We start from the raw sequence: 19224 nt of genomic DNA on the forward strand, positions 1-19224 counted from the left end.
TAATTTTTTCGCTTAACTATTCTCCGTCCATTTACCCCGCCGGTAACGGCTACCGGAATGGGGCGTTTCTCCCAGTTCAGATTAAAAATTATAGGAAATCATCATGAATATCGACCCTCTTGGGTACAACGACGTTCAGGCCGGAATCACCGCCCTGGTCGAATCCGCACGATCCACAGCCGCTCGGAGCGTCAACGCATTGATGACCGCCACCTACTGGGAGATTGGCAGGCGGATCGTCCATTTTGAACAGGGCGGAAGAGAGCAAGCCGCCTATGGCGAAACCCTTATTAAACGTCTCGCAGCCGACCTGACCAAGCGGTTCACACTCCCCTGGTCGGCCTATGTCCGGCTCTTGTCTGTCAACGATTTATCAGAACGAATGTTTTATGAATCGGAGGCTCTCCGGGGAGGGTGGTCCGTTCGCCAACTGGATCGCCAAATAGAGAGCCGATTCTACGAACGCACCTCCCGTGCAGACAGCAAGGCCATCCCGTTGGACAGTGGGATTCCAGGAACCGGTAACCCCTCGCCCCACGAGGCCATAAAGGACCCCTTTGTTCTCGAATTCCTGAATCTGAAGGACGAATACTCCAAATCCGAACTCGAGGAAGCCCTCATCCAGCATCTCGCCGAATTCCTTCTGGAAATGGGGGATGATTTCGCGTTCGTGGGGCGCCAGCGGAGGCTTCGCCTCGATGACACCTGGTTCCGGGTGGACCTGCTCTTCTTCCATCGCAAGCTGAAGGCCCTGGTGGTGATCGACATCAAGGACAGCCGGTTCAGCCATGCCGATGCGGGCCAGATGCACATGTATTTGAACTATGTCCGTGGGCATGGGATGCGCGAGGGGGAGAACCCCCCGGTGGGCCTCATCCTATGCACCGGGAAGGGCGCGGAGGAGGCCCATTACGCTCTCGACAACCTGCCCAGCACGATTCTGGCGGCAAGGTACCCGGCCGAGTTGCCGGATGAGGGGCGGCTCGTGAAGGAACTCGAACCGACGAGGCTCGCCCTGGAAACTCGGCCCAGGCCCCCGCCTCCCCGAGGCTCCGGGCGACGCTCCGCCCTACTCCCTGGAGATTCGCATCAGCCCTGACTGGACCAGGACGTACAGTGCCCCGTCCTGCCCAAAGGCCAGGTCCCTCATCTCCTGCTCGAAGCCGCTGGCGAAAAGGCTCACGTTCCCGCTGGCCAGATGGAGGCGGGCCACCCATCCTCCGACGAGATCGCCAAAGTAGTAGCTCCCCTTGTAGGCCGCGGGCCAGGTGGAGGATGGAGGGTCGAAGGCGGCGCCCAGGATGGCCTGCCCCACCAGGAAGGTGCCCGTGCTGGCCGGCTGGCCCGGAGGGATGCCTGAATGGCCATAGGCGAACAGGGGGGTCGTGAAACCCGGCGTGGTCGTGGGACCCTCGGTGGAAGGCCACCCGTAGTTGGCGCCCGCGGCGCCCAGATCCACCTCCTCCCAGGTGGACTGGCCCACATCGTTGATGTGCATGCGGGAGGTCCCGGGCTGGAAGGCGAAGGTGAAGGGATTGCGCAGGCCCAGGGCCCAGATGGCCCGGTTGCCTTCCGTGGCGGTGCCGTAGAAGGGGTTGTCCGGTGGGATGGATCCGTCCGCGTTGTAGCGGAGGATCTTGCCCAGCGGGCTGGAGAGGGAGGGCGCGTTGGCGCCCACCCTGTTCTCGCCCACCCCCACATAGAGCTTGCCGTCCGGCCCGAAATGGAGCGCGCCGCCATTGTGGTTGTCCGCCACCAGGGCCGGAAGCTCCACCAGGATCGTCTCGCTTCCGGCGAGCATGCGGTCCGGGTTGCCCGGGTCCGCGGCAAGCCTGCTGACGCGGTTGTGGATCACGGGGGAGGTGGCGGTGTAGTAGACGTAGAGGTATCCGTTGGCGTCAAAGGCCGGGTCGAACGTCACCCCCAGAAGTCCGCGCTCCCCCGAGGCCGTGGCAGGGAGGGTGGCGAAGGGCGCGGCAAGGAGGCTTCCATTCTTGTAGATCCGGAGCGCCCCGGCCTGTTCACACACGAAGATCCGCCCGTCGGGCGCCGCGCCCAGGGCCGTGGCGCTAGACAGCGTGCCGGGAAGCGAGGTCAGGGTGAAGCCCGCCGGCAGGGCGGCTCTGCCCCCGAATGCCACCACGGCCTTGGACCAGGGGCTGGCATTTCCAGCCGCATCCCGGCTGCGGGCCCCGACCACGTGCTGGCCGGCAGCATAGACGCCGGTGTCCGGCAGGGTGAACGTGTAGGGCGCCTGGGTCGCGGTGCCCAGATCCGCCCCGTCCAGCTGGAAATCCACTCCCGCCACGCCCACATCGTCCGTGGCCGTGGCCGCCAGCGTCACCGCCCCGCTGAGTCCGGTGGCGAAGGAGCCGGGGAAGGTCAGGGCGCAGACCGGGGGCGTGGTGTCGGATGAGGGCGTCGGGGGAGGCGTGGGAGGGGGCGTCGCGGGTGGGGGGGCAGGCGTGGGATTGGACGGGGCGGCGGGGCTCGAGGACCCACAACCGAGGGAAAGAACGGGAGGAACCAGCAGGATGGCGAACACCAGACGGCGCATGGAAGCCTCCAGGGCATCACCCGACCTTACACGTGCTGGAAAAAAATGAATAATGCCAAATTTTTGATTTGAATTGACAAGGCTTATCCAACAGGCAAGCACTCGCCCGAACAGCAGTCGTTTGCCAGCCCCAGGCGCTCCGGCCGCGCGGGGCTGCGGAACCGATGCCCCACCCGGAAGCCGGAGGAGGCGGGTGTCCCGACCGGGCTCCCTGGCTGCGGGTCAGCCTCCGCCCACGGGCGGCCAGATGGCCAGCACGTCCCCCTCCGCCAGGACCTTGCCGGCCAGCGCCTCCGGCGCCACGTAGGTGCCGTTCACCAGCACCAGGGTGCACAGCGCCGGGGGCACCCGGAAGGCCTCGATCACGCCCAGCACCGTCGCCCCCGCCTGCACCTCCACCGCGGCCTGGTGGGACCTGCGGGCCTCCGGCGGAAGGTGGACGGAGAGGGTGGCGAAGAGCTTGAGGGTGATGTTCATGCCTTCTGCGCGCAGGCCAGGTAGGCCTCCATGAGCTGGGTTGGGTTCTTTCGCAGGCGTTCCTTCCAGGGGCCGAGGCGCACCCTCCCCTCGATGAGGCCCCGGACCACGCCGATGTGATCCGTGTGGCCCACCGCGTTGGCGCCCACCAGGCGGTCCCCCAGGAATTCCAGCTTCAGGTAGCGGTAGCGGTCCGGGTCGGACACCTCCACGGAATCGCCGCCGGGCAGCCCCTGCCACGCCCCGAAGGAGGAGGACTTGAGACCCAGGGTGTCCAGGACGTTGAACGGGAAGGTGCCCCGGCTCGCGGCCCGCCGGCCGGCCATGTTCAGGGCCGCGATGCGCCCCTGCTCCACGGCGTTGGGCTGGATGGCGTTCACGGAGCGCTCCCCGGTGACGACGTCCACGAACTCCGCGGCGTCGCCGGCTGCGTAGATCCCGGGCACCGAGGTGGCCATGCCCGCGTCCACGAGGATCCCCGAGTCCACCTGGACCCCGGTGCCCGCCAGGAACTCGACGGCGGGCTTGACGCCCACAAGGCAGAGATACAGATCGGCCGGGAGGACCTCCCCGCCCGGCAGGTGGACGCCGAGGTGGCCGTTCTCCGCCGTGATCGCCCCGGGCAGGGTCTCTACGCGGATCTTCACGCCCTTCGACTCGCACCAGCGCCGGATCAGGGCGCTGGAGGGAGGGTTCATCATGCGCGACACCATGCGCCCGCTGCGCACGAGGATCGTGAGGTCCACCCGCAGGGACACGAGGCCCTGCATGATGATGCACCCCACGAACCCCGCGCCCATCTGCACCACGCGGGTGCCGGGCCCGGCCTTGCGCAGGAGGTCCCGGGCGTCCTCCAGGGTCCAGCAGGTGTGGACCCCGGGGAGGTCGATACCGGGGATCCTCTGCAGGGTTGGCCTCGAGCCGGTGGCCACCAGGAGGCGGTCGTAGGCGAGGGCGCGGCCGCCCTCCAGGAGCACCTGCGAGGCGCCCGGGTCCACGCTTCGGACCCGGCCCCCCACAACGTCGATGCCCAGGTTCCGGTAGTGGTCCTCCCCGGGGCGGATGCGCAGCCCCGTCTCCCGGATCTTCCCGGCCAGCAGGTAGGGGATCGCCATGCGGGCATAGGGGATCTCCCCCTCGCCCTCGATGAGGGTGACCGAACCCGCGGGATCGGCCCTGCGGAGGGTCTCGGCGGCGGTGACGCCGGCGGGGCCGGCGCCGATGATGACGTGGCGCATGCTACAGCCCCAGGCGCGCGACGGTCTCGGGAGTGGGCACTCCCTCGGGGGTCCAGCCCCGCACCTGGTAGTACTCGGGCAGCATCTTCCCGAGCTCGGCGACCCTGCCCTTCATGGGACCGGTCTTGGCGGGCTCGGTGAGCAGGCGCGGCGGCAGGGTGTCGTCCTTGCCGGTCAGACCCGCTGCCAGGTTGAAGGTGCGTTCGAGGTTCCACACCCGCTCGCCCAGGAGCATGAGGTTCTCCAGGGAGTAGTCCCCGCCCAGCGCGGGCTGGATCATGGACTGGATGTCCGGACCGCCCCACGCGAAGGTGGTGAACAGGCAGATGCCCGCGGAGTCCACCACGGCCGTCAGATCCTGGAAGGCCTTGAGCATGGGGGCCTTGCCCTCGGTGGCGCCGGGATCCATCTTCACGGGGATGCCCAGCACTTCGGGGGAGACCATGTAGCCGCGCACGTGGCAGGCGCCGCGGTTGCTGGTGGCGTACTCCAGGGCCATGCCCTGCAGGCCGCGGCCGTCGTAGGCGGGGAATTCCTGCCCCTTGACCGACATGGACAGGTCGGGGCGGCCGTAGGTGGAGCACAGCACCCGGGAACCCAGGCCGATGATCTTGCCGAAGCCCACGCCCTGCGCCGTCATCTCGGAGAGTTTCACCAGGGCCTCGGCGCTGCCCCAGGTCAGTTCGAGGCCCACCTCCTCCTTCTTCAGGAGGCCCAGCTCGTACAGCTCCATGGCCGCGCCGATGGTGGTGCCCAGCGTGATGGGGTCGAAGCCGTCCTCGTTGCACAGGAAGTTGGCGTAGGTGAGGGCCTCCAGGTCCGACACGCCGCAGGCGGCGCCCAGGGCCCAGGCGGCCTCGTACTCCACGCCCCCGGAGGCGCCGTGATAGGTGGGCTTGTCCTTCACCGAGAAGTGGCTCGTGTCCATCTTCGAGATGCGGCCGCAGCCGATGGTGCACGCGAAGCACGCGTTGCGGTTGATGAGGTTGGGCTTGCCATCGGTGTCGCGGGGAGCGTGCATCGCCTCGCCTGAGATGGCGTGGGCGCCTTCGAACTGGATGTCCCGGTGGTTGCGGGTGGGCAGTGCGCCCACTTCATTGATGACGTTCATGAGCACCTGGGTGCCGTATGTCGGCAGTCCCTGGCCCGTGACGCCGTTGCCCGCGAGCACGGCCTTGGCGGCGGCCACGGCCTTGAAGAAGCCCTCGGGATCGGCGGGCGCGTAGGCGTCGGTGCGGGTGCCCCGGATCGCGACGGCCTTGAGGTTCTTGGAGCCCATGACGGCCCCCACCCCGGAGCGGCCCGCGGCGCGGTGCAGGTCATTGACGATGCCCGCGAAGAGGACGCCGTTCTCGCCGGCCCGGCCGATACTGGCCACGCGCAGCTGCGGGTCCTGGTGGGTGTGCTTGATCAGCTCCTCCGTGTCCCAGCACGTGCGGCCCCACAGGTGGGCGGCATCCAGGAGCCGGGCGTCGTCGTTCTCCAGGAGGAGGTACACGGGCTTTTCGGATTTGCCCTCGAAGATGATCATGTCGTAGCCCGCGAACTTCATCTCGGCGCCGAAGTAGCCGCCGGAGTTCGAGCAGGCGATGGCGCCCGTGAGGGGCCCCTTGGTGACCACCGAGTAGCGCCCCCCGGTGCTGGCGGAGGTTCCCGTCAGGGGTCCCGTGGCGAAGATGAGCTTGTTGCCCTCGGCCAGGGGGAGGACCTTGGGGTCCGTCTCCTCCACCAGGTACTTGGTGGCCAGGCCGCGCTGGCCCAGGTACTGCCGGGCCCACTCGAGGTTCAGGGGCTCGGCCTGGCAGGTGCCGGCCGTGAGGTTCACGCGAAGGATCTTCTTGGTCCAGGTCATGGTCGCCTCCTCACACCGCTGCCGGGTTGTTGTCGGTCTTGCCGGCCCACTGGCGCATCCGGTCCAGCCCCGTCCAGTCGGCGTCCACGTACGTGATGGCCCCGGTGGGGCAGGCCCCCGCGCAGGCGGGTTCGCCGCCGTCGCACAGGTCGCACTTCTGCACCTTGCCGGTGGCGGCGACGTAGTTCACGGTTCCGAAGGGGCAGGCGATGGTGCAGACCTTGCAGCCCACGCACAGGTCCTCCAGCACCTTCTTGGCGCCCGTCTTCGGATCCAGGACGATGGCCTCCACCGGGCAGGCGTGAAGGCACCAGGCCTCGTCGCACTGCGTGCAGGTGTAGGGCACCTTGCGCCCCTCCGCCTCGAAGCTGAACACCTTGATCCTCGAACGGGAGATGGTGAAGGTGCGGTGGTGTTCGAAGGCGCAGGCCATCTCGCACTGGAGACAACCGGTGCACTTGTTGGGATCCATCTTCAAGGATTTCTGCATGGAGGTGCCTCCTGACGGGATTTGGCGGGAAGTATGCACCGCATCCGCGTCGTGCCACACGCAGAGACACCGTATCAATGGCAACTATATAAATATTAATGCATGCGAAAAATCGATATGTCTGCAAGGAAACAGCGAACAAAAAAACGGCCACCCGGAGGTGGCCGTTTTCCTGGTCCAGTTCGACTTACATCTGGTCCTTGAGGCCCTTGGCGGCCTTGAAGACGACCTTGCGGCCGGCGGGGATCTGGATCTTCTCGCCGGTCTTGGGATTGCGGCCCATCTTCTCGCGGGTGGCGCGGACTTCGAAGGTGCCCAGACCGAAGACGTTCACGCGCTTGCCGCCGAGGAGGGACTGCACGATTTCGTCACGGAGGCCGTCGAGCATGGCCTTGGCACGGGCCTTGGTGAGGTCGTGGGCCTCGGCGAGGGAGGCGGAGAGTTCGGGAATGCCGATGGTTTCGGGCTTGGAAGTGGTCTTGGTCATGCTGTTCCTCTCTGGAGGCGGTATTGAGGATCTGAAGCCAGGAAGGCTCGGTCTGGCTCCGTGGAACGGGAAGGACTACTCGGCCGAAAGGGCCGTGACTTCGAGGGCGATCTTCGCGTGGACGCCGGCGTAGATGCGGACGTCCGCTTCATAGGCACCCACGGACTTGACGTGGGGCACGGTGATGCTCTGCTTCTCGATCTCGAAGCCCTTGGCCTTGAGCAGTTCGGCCACGTCGCCATTGGTGACGGAACCGAAGAGGTGGCCGTTGTCGCCGACCTTCTTGGCCACGGTGAGGGCCAGGGCGGAAAGCTTCTCGGCCAGGGACTGGGCATCGGCCAGCTCCTTGGCGCGCAGCTTGATGTTGCGTTCCTTCTCGAGCTCGATCTGGCGCTTGTTGCCGGCGGTGACGGGCAGGGCCTTCTTGCGGGGAAGCAGGAAGTTCCGGGCATAGCCGTCCTTGACGTTGACGACGTCGCCGCGCACGCCCAGATTGGGCACATTCTCGATCAGCAGAATCTCCATTGGGTATATCTCCAGTGCATGGCCAGCGCTAAGGCGTTGTCCCCTCATAGGTTAGGCTGGGAAACATTTCCCGGCCAGGGTTCTCCAAAGGTCTGGAGCCCGTTCCCTCGGTGGGTTGAGGCCACTTTTTCTGTCATATTACTTTAACCCGACACCCTTCCCAACGGAACCCCATGGATTCTGCATCCGACAGAAGATCGAAGCTGCGCATCGTCGTTGGACCGGACGTCACCATCCAGTTCCGGGTGAAGCAGTTCGCCTACAAGAACATCCGGATCACCAACCTGAGCGCGGGCGGCTGCTTCGCCACCCTGCCCCGGGCCGAGAACCACCTCTTCCGGCAGGGAACCCTCCTGGAGCACTTCGGCTTCGAGAACCCGGACCTGACGGGTGAACCGTTCATGGCCAAGGTCGCCTACGTGCTGGGCGGCTCCGGCGGCGGCAGGGGCGCCCTCGAGCTCATCGGCCTGGGCATCCACTTCCTCGCCATGACGCCGTCCATGGAGGAGTCCCTCCTCCATTTCGTCGAGTCGAAAAGCTAGATCATTCCCACCCAGGGACCCGTCTCCGGGCGCAGGTGCAGCTCGGGCAGCTCGTTCTCCTTGAACATGAAGTGGCTGCTGTTCCAGCTGCCGCAGGCCTCGCAGCGGTCCACGTAGTCGGGGGTCTTCTGGCCGCAGACGCTGCACTCGAAGCGCTGGCGGAGGATGCCCAGGTTGCGCAGGAGCTGGCGGTACTCGTTCAGGGCCTGCTCCATGCGGCCACGCCGGGAATGGATCTTGGCCATGAAGAAGAAGAGGATGGGCGAGTAGACCACCTGGGCGCGCACCTCCTGGAAGAGCACCAGGGCCTCGTCCAGGATCTCCAGGCGGTAGAGCATCTTGCCCAGGAAGAACTTGGCGGTGGTGGCGTACTCGCTGGTGGCGGCGATGCGGCGGAGCACGGCGAGACCCTCCTCGGGCTTGCCGCTCTGGATGAAGTAGTCCTCCACCTCCTGAAGCAGGGCGCCCTCGCCGGTGGTGCGGAAGCCCTCCTGCCAGATCTCCAGGCCTTGCACCTCCTGGTCCTGGAGGATCATGCAGCGCCCCAGGGAGAGGTAGGCGGGGACGAAGCTCGTGTCCTCCTTGAGGATCTGCTGGAAGATCTGGGCGGCCTCCTTGTAGAGGTCGGCCTCCACCTTGGTCAGGCCCACCTGGTACTGCAGCGCCGCGCCCTGGGCCCGCTCGGGGCTGTTCACTTCCTTGCCGAACCGGGACATGAGCCGCTTGTGGACATCCAGGGCCTCCTCCCAGCGCCCGGCGTCCATGTGGAGGGTACGGAGCTTGCGCAGGGCCCGCAGCGCCTGCTTGGGGTTGTCCCCCGCCACGCGCTTCAGGAGGACGGTGGCCGCCTCCGGGTTGCGGGCGGCGATGAGGGCGTCGGCCAGCATGTACTGGAATTCGATGGCCGCGGGATGGGCCGCCACGCAGCCCTCCAGGTGCTTGACGGCGGCGTCGTAGTCGCCCAGCTTCACGAGGGCCTCGCCCATGAGCAGGCTCGCGGCCTCGTGGTCGCCCCGCTCCCGCAGCACGCTCTCCAGCACCTGCCGGGCATGCCCGGGCAGGCCGTGGGACAGGAGGTCCCGGGCCTCGGCCAGCAGGCTGGAGAGGCGCTTTCCCGCCCGGGTCGCGGCCGAGGCGTTGATGCCCTTGACGAAGCGGGTGAACTCCATGATGCCGGTGTAGAGCAGGTTCAGCACGAAGCCCAGGAGGAAGGCGCCCACCAGGAGGGAAGACACCCGCACGCTCACGTCGGTCCAGAGCTTGATGTTCTGTCCCAGGACGGCCGTGTTCCCCATGTAGACGTAGCCCACCGACATGAGCACGAAGGCGATGAGCACGATGAAGAGCACGTTGATCAGACGCATGGAGGTTCCCCGTATTGAACGCCTAGTTTGGCATCATTTCGCCGTGCCGTGATTTTCCGATAGCCAGTTCCTGGCGGCCTGGAGGTCCGCCCACACGGCCCTGCGCACATCCTGGGTGTACTGCCTCAGCACGTAGGCGGGATGGAAGGTGGGCATCACGGGGATCCCCCCCAGCATGTCCAGGGTCTGCCACTGCCCGCGGATCCGGGTGATGCCGGCGGCCACGCCCAGGAGCTCGCGCAGGGGCGTGGCGCCCAGGGTGACGATGACGGCGGGGCGGATGAGCTCGATCTGGCGCCTCAGGTAGGGCAGGCAGCGCTGGGCCTCGGCGGGGGTGGGGGTGCGGTTGTCGGGGGGCCGGCACTTCACGACGTTGCAGATGTAGACCTGGTTCCGTTCGAACCCCATGGCCCCCAGCATCTTGTCCAGCAGCTCCCCGGCCTTGCCCACGAAGGGGCGCCCCTGCAGGTCCTCGTCCCGCCCCGGGCCCTCGCCCACGAACAGGATCCTCGCTCCGGGGTCCCCTTCCCCGAAGACGAACTTCATGCGTCCAGCCCCCAGGGGGCAGGCCAGACACCCCTGGATGCAGGCCTCCAGCTCCGCCAGGCTCCCGGCCGCCTCCACCAACTCCTGGGGGGGAAGGGCCTTGGGTCCGGAAGGCGGGGGAGGGGCGGGCGCGGCCGTTGTTTTTTCCAATACAAGCTGTTGTTTCACAATGCTTTTTTGCGGCACAACAGGGGTATCAGAAAGGGCTTCGGGTTGGTATGGTGGAGGGACCAGGCCGATCACCCCCAGGTCCTGGAGGGTGTCGCGCCAGTGGTGGAAGTGCCCGCTCATGGTCCTAGACTACCCAATTCCACGAAGGGGATCACATTCCGGGAACATTTCCCTCCCCTTCATCATTTAGAATTCGGAGCCATGCATGGAGCCGTTCAACCCACCGGATCTTCCCTTCGGGGAAACCACTGACTTTCACGAAATTTTTTCCTGTCTCTATCCCCGTTTGGTAAGCTACGCACGGCGTTATGGCGCCACTTACCCGGAAGATATTGCCCAGGAAGCTTTCGTCATTCTCATGCAGCGGGAAACCCCCGTCGAACATCCCACCGCCTACCTCTACGGTACCGTGCGCACCCTCTCCCTCACGGAGCGCCGGCCCCTGAAGAACCAGTCCATCAGCCTTGAAGCCGTCGTGGAGCAGGGCAAGGGACCGGAAGCGGACGACGACCTGCTCAGCCAGGAGGTCCGGGAGCGGATGAAGACCCTCTCCCCCACCTTCCGCGAGACCCTCTGGCTCTTCGTGGTGGAGGACCTCTCCATCCGCCAGATCGCCGAGATCCTCGACATCCCCGAAGCCACCGTCAAGACCCGCATCCACCGCGCCAAAGCCCACCTCAGGAACCAACTCAATTCGACCGGAAACTCTGGAGGCCTTCATGTCCTGGCTTGACCCCCAACGCAGCCAAGAACCCTCCGGCGACACGGCGCTGCGGGCCGAACTCCGTGCCCTTCTCGGCATGAAGCCCCGGAACTACTTCGAATCCGAGCCCACGCCCGAGCTCATCGCCCTGGCCGAGGAGCTCCGCAAGGAGGCCCGGCGCCGCAACCATACCGCCCGCCGCCGCAGCCACTGGATGCTCCTGGCCGCCGCCCTGCCCCTGGCCCTGGCCTTCGGTGGCGTGAGCCTCTGGGGCATCGCCCAGAAGCACAAGGCCGAGGACCTGGCCTCCGCCATGGTGCAGAAGGAGGCCGAGCTCACCCGCATGGCCGCCTCCATCAAGCGCGTGCCCGCCCCGGGCAAGGCCATCCAGGCGCAGCAGCCCCTCCTGGCCTCGGGCCGCAAGCAGGTCAGGCCGGCCACCAAGGGCAAGGAGCTGGTCATCCCCATCGAGCAGCCCGCCGGTGTCATCCCCCAGGACACCCAGCAGGTGAAGGCGCACTGATCCCCGGCCGATTCCGGCTAGAATTGGGCACGGAGCGACGCCCATGTCCAGCGGAATGGAACTACTCATCTTGATCTGCTCCGCCCTGGCCGCGGCCCTGGCGGGGATGAGCGTCTTCAGCAACAGCCGGCCCCCGGACGGGCGGATCAACCAGGTGATGGACGAGGTGGAGGAGCTGAAAGGGCTCCTGAACCAGATGCAGAAGTCCATCCTCCAGCTGGAGCGGAAGTTCGACAAGGAGTCCAAGGACGGCCGGGCGGAGTTCAAGGACGTGCTGGAGAAGGTGGCCGAACGCATCGACAAGCGGATGGTGGAGCTGGGCAACCTATAGGGGCGCGACGGCTGCCTCCTCCTTGCTTTCCTCCTTGGGCTTCACCTGGACACTGGGCGGCGGCGCGGTTTCGACCTTGCGCTTCTTGTCCGCCCCGGGGGACAGGGCGGCATCAGGCCAGGTGAAGGAACCGTCGCCCACGGCGCCGGCGTGGGAAGAACTGGAGGACGTGGAGGAGGCTGCCGGGGGTTCCGTGGTTGCCCGGCGGCGTTTCGTGCGCTTCGGGTCGCCTTCCGCGTCGAACCGGAGCTGAAGGTAGTCCTCGTTTTCCTCGATCCGGTAATGCTCCATCTCCGCCTGGAACCGGCCCCAGTTGGCCTTGATCAGGGCGTTCAGGTAGTCCTTGGCCTCCGCGGTGAGTGCCATCTGGTGGAGATTGACCAGACCCTCCGTCCGCGTGGTGCCGATCTTGTCGGTATCGATGAAGAACAGCCGGCCGTCGGTCATCCGGAGGAAATTCTCCTCGTGGTAGTCGTAGTTGCAGCATTCCACGGACAGCACGGCCAGGGCGTGGACCTCCGGCAGGGTGAGGCGCCCCGGCCTCGTCCCCGCCACCTTCTCCACCACCGCAAGGCCGGGTTCCTCATCCCCGGAACCCGGGGGCAGCAGGAGCAGCTTGCGGGGAAGGCAGACCTGGGCCAGGTGGTGGCGGTCAAGGGTGGCCTGGCACAGCCTTGCGTTCCTGACCCGCTCGCGCCCTTCCGATTTCAGGATCCAGCCCTTGAGCCAGGGAATGTCCATGGTCATGCCGGGGGTCGCATCGAAAGCCCTCAGCAGGAGCTGGGCATGCGTCTCCAGGTGGCTGAGCAGCCCCTCGAACGGCGTGGGGTGGGCCTTCTCCTGGGCCTTGAGCGCCGCGATGGAAGCCTGGTCGGCACTTGACAGTTTCTCCACCGGGCAGGCTTCAGCCTGGAGGGCAACCCCGGCGAGGGCCAGGGCCAAGACAAACAGCAGTCGGGTCGATTTTCCGAATCGCACAGGAACCTCGTTCCTGAGCATAGTAATTATTTATACGCGTGCCACTGCAATTCCATGGACAGGCGTTCAGGTCCTTACCGTAGTGCCGCCCGCTAGACCGCCTGAGGGTGCATGGGCGGCGTCCAGCCGCGCTCGTTCAGCAGCCGGACGCCCATGATGCGGCTCAGCCGGAAGCTCATGACCTCCTGGTGCAGGTGGCAGAAGCCACGCAGGTGCTCGCCGTCCACGCCCTGGGGGGTGACCTTGCGCAACTGGGGGCGGTGGGCCGCCAGGGGCAGGTACGTGAGTTCCACCATGAGGTTGTAGCTGGCGGCGTACTCCAGGATGCGGGTGGTCTCCTCCGCGGCCTGGGCGCCCATGCCCATGTGGAGCATCGGCACGCGGCGGCGGATCTCCTGGTGGAGGTTGGGGTCCTCGGCCTGGATGCGCTGCAGGGCGGCGTGGATGATCTGCCGCACGGGGTCCAGGTGGTGGTTCATGCCCTGCTCGTCCACGAAGGAAAGACAGGCCAGCGACCAAAGGTAGAGGGCCTCGTCCCCGTCGATGCTCACGGGGAGGAAGCGGCCGGGCTTGGGCAGGAAGCCGGCCTGCTTGAGCAGCGCGAAGGCGTTGCCGGGGCCGTTGGCTTCCAGGACCGTCTCGGAGATGCGATGCAGGTTGAGGGTGGACAGCTCGGGGCGGAGCATCAGCTCGTCGGCCAGGGCCTCGGTGCGGGCCTTGACCAGGCGGCAGCCCTGCTGCACCTCCACTTCGCCCAGGCGCCGGGCCAGATCCTCCAGGAGCTGGGCCAGGGGCTGGGGCACGGCGGCGGAAGGGGCGCCCAGGAGGCCGTTCATCTCCTCCAGGGTCAGTCCCATGTCCAGGGCCCGGATGAGGGTGTCGGAACCCACCCGCAGGCTCACCATGGCGTCGAGGGTCTCCACGTCGGCCATCTGGGCCACCCGCAGGAGGCGGTGGGGGTTCTGGACCATGGGGGTGAGGACTTCCAGGGTGGGCTGGATGACCAGGGGCTGGTTGGCCATGAAGAGGGTCCAGTGCCCTTCGGTGCCCCGGTGGTCCCGCAGGAGGTATTCCTGGGAGAGGGTCTCCCCGTGCGGCGAGAGCGTGACATGGGCCCCCTCGGCATCCAGGTTCACCAGGCCCATCCGGCCCAGGAAGGGCAGGAACACGGTCTCGGTGCGGCTCACGTCGAGCGGGTGGAGGGTCTGGAGGAAGGCCAGGAAGGGCCTCACGGCCAGCACCTGCCCGCGGCGCTCCAGCAGGTGCTGCATGAGGAAGGTGCGGTCCTCGGCGGGGGGCATGTTCCAGAGCTTGAGGTCGTGCTCGAGCAGGATGGCGAAGGCCCGCTCGGGAACCCACCGGGGGGAATGCGAGAGCACGGCGGGAAGCAGGGTGTCCACCCGGCCCTCCCGGTTCCACAGGAGGCCCAGGCGGTGCAGGAGGCCAAAGATCAGGGTGGCGTCCCGCTCGTCCTTGAGCAGGGCGTTCTTCTGCAGGAGCTGGCCCAGCTCCTTCTTGGCGGGCAGGCCGCCCTTGAGGACCCGGATCCCGCCCATGCAGCGCAGCAGGACGGACGTGAGGGCCAGCGCGAAGCCGTAGGGCTGGGCGGGGATGAGGGCGACATCCGGCCCCCCCTGGAAGCAGAAGGCGGCGTCATCGAAGTCGGCGAGGGCGTCGGCCACCCGGCCCGGCACCGCCCAGCCCTCCGCCGTGGGAAGGATGAGGCCCAGGGCCAGGAGTTCGCTCTGGAACTCCACCTCGGGCTGGCGTTCCTCCTCGGCGAGGCGCTTGAGGGCCGTCAGCTTGCTCCCGTCCAGATCCAGGAGGGTGTTGGTGAGCTGCTTGTTGTCCTCCAGGTGGAAGACCATCGTCTTGAGGAGGCGCATGCGCCCCTCCGGCCCCTCCTGCCAGTACTGGGGGACCGGCAGCCTTCTCCGCTGGCAGATCACGCGGAGCTGGTCGTCACTGCAGTTGCATAGAAGCTGGTAATGCGAAGGGGCCATGATTCCTCACATGCACCGGGCTGTGCCGGGGGGGGGCCGATCCGTAATGACCGATCAGTTTCTCATGATTCAAACGTAAACGTCAGGGGAAAATCCAGCCCCCCACCACCCCCAAACCGGTGCGTTGACCCTGGGGTCGACTCCTTCTAGTCTCAGAGTTTTGGACCCTGCCGCGTGATCGCCCTTCGTCCGGACAACCCCCTGATCGTCCAGAGTGACAGGACCCTTCTCCTCGAAGTGGCCCACCCGTCCTTCGAGGAAGTGCGCGACGAGCTGAGCCGGTTCGCGGAGCTGGTGAAGTCGCCCGAGCATATCCATACGTACCGCATAACGCCGCTCTCCCTCTGGAACGCCTCGGCCTCGGGCGTCTCCTGCGAGGAGATGGCCTCCACCCTCAACCGGTGGTCCAAGTACCCGGTGCCCCAGAACCTCCTCCAGGAGATCCAGGACCACGGCACCCGGTACGGCAAGCTGCGCCTGGTGCAGAAGGGTGACCGGCTGGCCCTGGAGATGGACGATCGGGGCCTCTTCTATGAACTGGAAAATCAGCGGAGCCTCCAGGAGCACCTGGCCGAGCCCTACCCGGATCAGCGAGGGATCTATCTGGCGGATGGCAAGCGCGGCGAGGTGAAGCTCCAGCTCATCCGCCTGGGCCACCCCGTGCAGGACCTGGCGGGCTTCAAGCCCGGCGACCCCCTGGAATTCAGCATGCGCGCCACCCTGGCCGGCACGGGCAAGCCCTTCGGTCTCCGGCCCTACCAGCAGGCGGCGGTGGACGTCTTCCACGCCGGCGGGGGCCCCGAGGGCGGCGCCGGGGTCCTGGTGCTCCCCTGCGGGGCGGGCAAGACCGTCATCGCCATCGGCTGCATGGCCCGGCTCCAGACCCGCACCCTGGTGCTCACCACCAACGTCACCGCCGTCAAGCAGTGGAAGCAGGAGCTGCTGGACAAGACATCCCTTCGGGAGGAGGACATCGGGCTCTACACCGGCGACACCAAGGAGATCCGCCCCGTCACCATCGCCACCTACCAGATCCTCACGTACCGCAAGAGCAAGGGCGCCCCCTTCGAGCACTTCAAGATCTTCGAGGCCGCCAACTGGGGCCTGGTCATCCACGACGAGGTGCACATGCTCCCCGCGCCGGTGTTCCGCGCGGTGGCCGAGCTCCAGGCCAAGCGCCGCCTGGGCCTCACGGCCACGCTCGTGCGGGAGGACGGCAAGGAGGAGGACGTCTTCTCCCTCATCGGTCCCAAGCGCGTGGACGTGCCCTGGAAGACCCTGGAGAAGAGCGGCTTCATCGCCACCGCCCACTGCCTCGAGATCCGCGTGCCCCTGCCCTCCGACGAGCGCATGGACTACGCCGTGGCCGACCAGCGCGCGCGCTTTCGCATCGCCTCGGAGAACAGCCTCAAGCTGGTGGTCATGGACGAGCTCCTGGCGGGGCACCCCGGCGACAGCATCCTGGTCATCGGACAGTACCTGGAGCAGCTGCGCATCATCGGCGAACGCCTGGATGCGCCCGTCCTCACGGGCCAGACCCCCGAGCGGGAGCGGGAGGAGCTGTACCGCAGGTTCAAGGCCGGGGAACTGAAGGTCCTGATCGTCAGCAAGGTGGCGAATTTCGCCATCGACCTGCCCGACGCGAGCGTGGCCATCCAGGTGAGCGGCACCTTCGGCTCGCGGCAGGAGGAGGCCCAGCGCCTGGGGCGGATCTTGCGGCCCAAGGGGGACCGGAACATCAGCTTCTTCTATTCTTTGATTTCAAGGGATACGACCGAGCAGGAGTTCGCCAGAAACCGGCAGCTGTTCCTGACGGAGCAGGGCTACCGCTACCTGATCGAGAGCAGGCACCTGGATGAGAACGGGTTGAGTGAACCGGCGGTGTGGCGTCAACTGCTGGAGGACACCGCGCCCCTGCAGCCCTGATTCCTTCCTCGCCGAGGTGGCCTAGGGGCTGAGGTTCGCCGGGAAAAGATCAGAACGTGGCAAGGAACCGGATCGAAGGCTCGACCAGGAGGAGCACTGCGGGGATGGCAAAAAGGCCCGCCACCACGTCGTCCGCGACGATCCCGGCGCCCCCCGGCAGCACCTGGATCTGGCGGATGGGCCAGGGCTTCCAGATGTCGAAGAGGCGGAAGGCGAGGAAGGGGATGGCCAGGACGGGCAGCAGGCGCCAGCCGCCTGTCTGGAGGAGCCGGGGCAGGTCGTAGGCGATGCCCCAGCGCACCGGCCACAGGGCGATCCAGAGCCCCGCCCACTCGTCGGCGACGATGTAGCCGGGGTCCTTGTCGCCGGTCTCGGCCGCCACGCGGTCGGCGGCGGCCACGGCCAGCCCGGTCATGGCGATGGGCGCGGCCAGGAAGAGGAGTTCGGAGATCCAGGCTCCGGGCGCCGCCAGGAGCGGGGTGAGCAGGCACCAGACGGCGAGCCCCGCCAGGGAGCCCCACGTGCCGGGCGCGGGGCGCAGGCGGCCCGAGCCCAGGCCCGTGGCCACCAACCACGCCCAGCGCCCCGCCCGCATCAGGCGTCCACCACGGTGGGCTCCAGGATGACCTCGCCGTTGTAGGAATTGGCGACGACGCAGTACTTGTGCGCCTTCTCGAACATCTCGCGCACCTTGTCGTGGCTGGTGCCGGGGGCCACGGTGATCGTCGGCTTCAGGGTGATGGTGGCGACCCGGGTGAGGCGGTCCACGGTCTCCATGACGGCTTCGGACGCGCCCTCGTACGAGGTGACCGTCAGGCGCACCTTGGTGGCCAGGGCCAGGAAGGTGAGCATGTGGCACTGGGCCATGGCCGCCGCCAGGAGATCCTCGGGGTTCCACCGGGCGGCGTCGCCGCCGGTGGCGGGGCTGCTGGTGGCGGGGATCTGGACGGGCGCACCGGGCTTGGCGAGCTGCGAGGAGCGGCTGTAGGCCGTGTCCTGGGTGCTGCCCTTCCAGCTGACGGTGACGGGGAATTTCTCGGACATCACGGGCCTCCTAGGCGACAGTCTAAACCAGACCGCCCGGGTCAGGAACGGGCCCGCCGGGATTCCTCGAAGCGGCGCACGGCCTCCTCGGCGCCGCCCTCCACCACCTCGCCCACCAGGTCGTAGGCGTGGCCCTTGGTGATCCGCACGGGCTGGATGGTGCCGGGCACCACGTCCCCGCCGACGATGAGCACGCCGCCGTCCACTTCGGGGGCCTGGCCCATGTGGCGGCCCTTGAAGACCATGTCGGTCTCCTCGTGGGTGCCCTCCACCAGGACGTCCAGCACCCGGCCCTCCAGCCCCCGGTTCCGCTCCCGGCAGATCTTCTGCTGGAGCTCCATGAGGATGCGCTTGCGGCTGTTCTTGGTGCGGACGGGAACGGGGTCGCCCAGGCCGAAGGCCGGCGTCCCCTCCTCGAGGGAGTAGGTGAAGACGCCCACGTGCTCGAAGCGGGCCTCCTCCACGAAGGCGCGCAGTTCCCCGAAGGCCGCCTCGTCCTCGGAGGGGAAGCCCACGATGAAGTTGGACCGGATGAAGACGTCCGGGATGATGCGCCGGGCCTTCTCCAGCAGCTTCAGGAAGGGCTTGCGGCCCCCGCCCCGGGCCATGGCCTTGAGGACGCCGGCGTCCCCGTGCTGCAGGGGCATATCCAGGTATTTCGCGCAGTTGGGGGTTTCGGCGATGGCGTGCAGGAGGCCGTCGGTGAGGCGGTTGGGATAGGCGTAGTGGATGCGGAACCACTTCAGGCCCTCCACCGCGCCCAGGGCGCGCACGAGCTTCTCCAGGGCGTCCGGGTCCCCCAGGTCCCGGCCGAAGTCGGTGGTGTCCTGGCCCACCAGGTTGATCTCCAGGACCCCGCCGGCCACCAGCTGGCGGGCCTCGGCCACCACGGAGGCGACGGTCCGGCTCCGCTGGGGGCCCCTTATGGCGGGGATGATGCAGAAGGCGCAGCTGTGGTCGCAGCCTTCGCTGATCTTGAGGTAGGCGCTGGCCGCGGGGGTGGTCAGGAGCCGGGGGCTGGCCTCGCTGTAGAGGTAGCCGGGATCCCGCTCGGGTTCGAAGAGCCGGTCGGAGGCGCCCAGCACCTCGGCGATGTGCTCGATGTCCCGGGTGCCCAGGCACGCGTCGATCTCGGGCATGTCGGCCAGGAGCTGGTCCCGGTACCGTTCCACCATGCACCCGGCCACCACCAGCTTCCGGCAGGCCCCGTCCTTCTTGTACGCGGCCGCCTGGAGGATGGCCTCGATGCTTTCCTTCTTGGCCGATTCAATGAAACCACATGTGTTGACCACCAGGATCTCCGCCTGGGCGGGGTCGGGGGTGATGGTGAAGCCCTTCAACCTGAGGTGGCCGAGCATCACCTCGCTGTCCACGAGGTTCTTGGGGCAGCCCAGGGACATGAATCCGACTTTGGCCATCCGGCCTCCTTGACCCTCCAGAATAGCGTTATCGGTGCTATTCTCTGCA

The 19224-nt window shown here is 67.0% G+C and carries 20 protein-coding genes; 6 read left to right on the forward strand and 14 right to left on the reverse strand.

What is annotated here, in order from left to right; genetic code table 11:
- The first annotated feature begins 103 nt into the window (after positions 1-103).
- Positions 104-1099 carry a YhcG family protein gene (locus RAH40_RS13945; protein ID WP_306598161.1) on the forward strand — a complete coding sequence of 332 codons (996 nt, stop codon included), beginning with the start codon at positions 104-106 and terminating at the stop codon, positions 1097-1099.
- On the opposite strand, the gene RAH40_RS13950 is transcribed toward RAH40_RS13945, so the two are convergent.
- The 7 genes from RAH40_RS13950 to rplI form a co-directional block, all read right to left on the reverse strand.
- Positions 1070-2557 carry a PQQ-dependent sugar dehydrogenase gene (locus RAH40_RS13950; protein ID WP_306598162.1) on the reverse strand — a complete coding sequence of 496 codons (1488 nt, stop codon included), beginning with the start codon at positions 2555-2557 and terminating at the stop codon, positions 1070-1072. The genes RAH40_RS13945 and RAH40_RS13950 overlap by 30 nt on opposite strands.
- Positions 2558-2779: 222 nt before the next feature.
- Positions 2780-3034, reverse strand: coding sequence for a MoaD/ThiS family protein (locus tag RAH40_RS13955; protein WP_306598163.1), 255 nt, complete (start codon positions 3032-3034; stop codon positions 2780-2782).
- Entirely contained in the window at positions 3031-4272 is a 1242-nt protein-coding gene (locus RAH40_RS13960) for an NAD(P)/FAD-dependent oxidoreductase (RefSeq protein WP_306598164.1), read from the reverse strand. The genes RAH40_RS13955 and RAH40_RS13960 overlap by 4 nt, the downstream gene beginning before the upstream one ends.
- 1 nt (position 4273) lies before the next feature.
- Positions 4274-6124, reverse strand: coding sequence for an aldehyde ferredoxin oxidoreductase family protein (locus tag RAH40_RS13965; RefSeq protein WP_306598165.1), 1851 nt, complete (start codon positions 6122-6124; stop codon positions 4274-4276).
- 10 nt (positions 6125-6134) lie between these two features.
- Positions 6135-6614, reverse strand: a complete 480-nt coding sequence (locus RAH40_RS13970) for a 4Fe-4S dicluster domain-containing protein (RefSeq protein WP_306598166.1) — start codon at positions 6612-6614, stop codon at positions 6135-6137.
- 187 nt (positions 6615-6801) lie between these two features.
- Positions 6802-7101 (reverse strand): HU family DNA-binding protein, encoded by a 300-nt coding sequence (locus tag RAH40_RS13975; RefSeq protein WP_306598167.1) that lies wholly within the window; start codon positions 7099-7101, stop codon positions 6802-6804.
- Positions 7102-7176: 75 nt separating this feature from the next.
- Positions 7177-7626, reverse strand: coding sequence for a 50S ribosomal protein L9 (gene rplI / locus RAH40_RS13980; protein WP_306598168.1), 450 nt, complete (start codon positions 7624-7626; stop codon positions 7177-7179).
- Between the two features lie 173 nt (positions 7627-7799).
- Between rplI and RAH40_RS13985 the strand changes: the two genes are divergently transcribed.
- The gene (locus tag RAH40_RS13985; protein WP_306598169.1) at positions 7800-8168 is read left to right on the forward strand and encodes a PilZ domain-containing protein; all 369 of its coding nucleotides are present in this window, start codon (positions 7800-7802) and stop codon (positions 8166-8168) included.
- On the opposite strand, the gene RAH40_RS13990 is transcribed toward RAH40_RS13985, so the two are convergent.
- Together RAH40_RS13990 and RAH40_RS13995 are read right to left on the reverse strand one after the other, a co-directional pair.
- Positions 8165-9532, reverse strand: coding sequence for a lipopolysaccharide assembly protein LapB (locus tag RAH40_RS13990; RefSeq protein ID WP_306598170.1), 1368 nt, complete (start codon positions 9530-9532; stop codon positions 8165-8167). The two genes, RAH40_RS13985 and RAH40_RS13990, sit on opposite strands and share 4 nt — an antisense overlap.
- 33 nt (positions 9533-9565) lie before the next feature.
- Complete coding sequence (locus RAH40_RS13995; protein ID WP_306598171.1) at positions 9566-10228, reverse strand: uracil-DNA glycosylase family protein; 663 nt, start codon at positions 10226-10228, stop codon at positions 9566-9568.
- Positions 10229-10454: 226 nt separating this feature from the next.
- Here RAH40_RS13995 and RAH40_RS14000 point away from each other — a divergent pair, with 226 nt between their 5' ends.
- From RAH40_RS14000 to RAH40_RS14010, 3 genes are read left to right on the forward strand one after another with little or no spacing between them, the layout of a single operon-like run.
- The gene (locus tag RAH40_RS14000; RefSeq protein WP_306598172.1) at positions 10455-10982 is read left to right on the forward strand and encodes an RNA polymerase sigma factor; all 528 of its coding nucleotides are present in this window, start codon (positions 10455-10457) and stop codon (positions 10980-10982) included.
- Positions 10969-11475, forward strand: coding sequence for a hypothetical protein (locus RAH40_RS14005; protein WP_306598173.1), 507 nt, complete (start codon positions 10969-10971; stop codon positions 11473-11475). The genes RAH40_RS14000 and RAH40_RS14005 overlap by 14 nt, the downstream gene beginning before the upstream one ends.
- A 43-nt stretch (positions 11476-11518) precedes the next feature.
- Positions 11519-11806, forward strand: a complete 288-nt coding sequence (locus RAH40_RS14010; RefSeq protein ID WP_306598174.1) for a hypothetical protein — start codon at positions 11519-11521, stop codon at positions 11804-11806.
- Here RAH40_RS14010 and RAH40_RS14015 read toward each other — a convergent pair.
- Together RAH40_RS14015 and RAH40_RS14020 are read right to left on the reverse strand one after the other, a co-directional pair.
- Positions 11801-12700 (reverse strand): hypothetical protein, encoded by a 900-nt coding sequence (locus tag RAH40_RS14015; protein WP_306598175.1) that lies wholly within the window; start codon positions 12698-12700, stop codon positions 11801-11803. The genes RAH40_RS14010 and RAH40_RS14015 overlap by 6 nt on opposite strands.
- Before the next feature lie 176 nt (positions 12701-12876).
- Positions 12877-14787, reverse strand: coding sequence for a helicase-associated domain-containing protein (locus RAH40_RS14020; protein ID WP_306598176.1), 1911 nt, complete (start codon positions 14785-14787; stop codon positions 12877-12879).
- 174 nt (positions 14788-14961) lie between these two features.
- Here RAH40_RS14020 and RAH40_RS14025 point away from each other — a divergent pair, with 174 nt between their 5' ends.
- Entirely contained in the window at positions 14962-16713 is a 1752-nt protein-coding gene (locus RAH40_RS14025) for a DNA repair helicase XPB (RefSeq protein WP_306598177.1), read from the forward strand.
- 49 nt (positions 16714-16762) lie between these two features.
- On the opposite strand, the gene RAH40_RS14030 is transcribed toward RAH40_RS14025, so the two are convergent.
- The 3 genes from RAH40_RS14030 to rimO are packed head-to-tail and all read right to left on the reverse strand — an operon-like array spanning position 16763 to position 19175.
- Entirely contained in the window at positions 16763-17308 is a 546-nt protein-coding gene (locus RAH40_RS14030; RefSeq protein WP_306598178.1) for a phosphatidylglycerophosphatase A, read from the reverse strand.
- Entirely contained in the window at positions 17308-17757 is a 450-nt protein-coding gene (locus RAH40_RS14035) for an OsmC family protein (protein ID WP_306598179.1), read from the reverse strand. Before RAH40_RS14035 ends, RAH40_RS14030 begins: the two co-directional genes overlap by 1 nt.
- A 41-nt stretch (positions 17758-17798) precedes the next feature.
- Positions 17799-19175: a 30S ribosomal protein S12 methylthiotransferase RimO gene (gene rimO, locus RAH40_RS14040; protein ID WP_306598180.1), complete on the reverse strand. Its 1377-nt coding sequence runs from the start codon at positions 19173-19175 to the stop codon at positions 17799-17801.
- Positions 19176-19224: the final 49 nt, after the last annotated feature.

The organism is Geothrix sp. 21YS21S-2 (genome assembly GCF_030846775.1).
Taxonomy (GTDB): Bacteria; Acidobacteriota; Holophagae; order Holophagales; family Holophagaceae; genus Mesoterricola.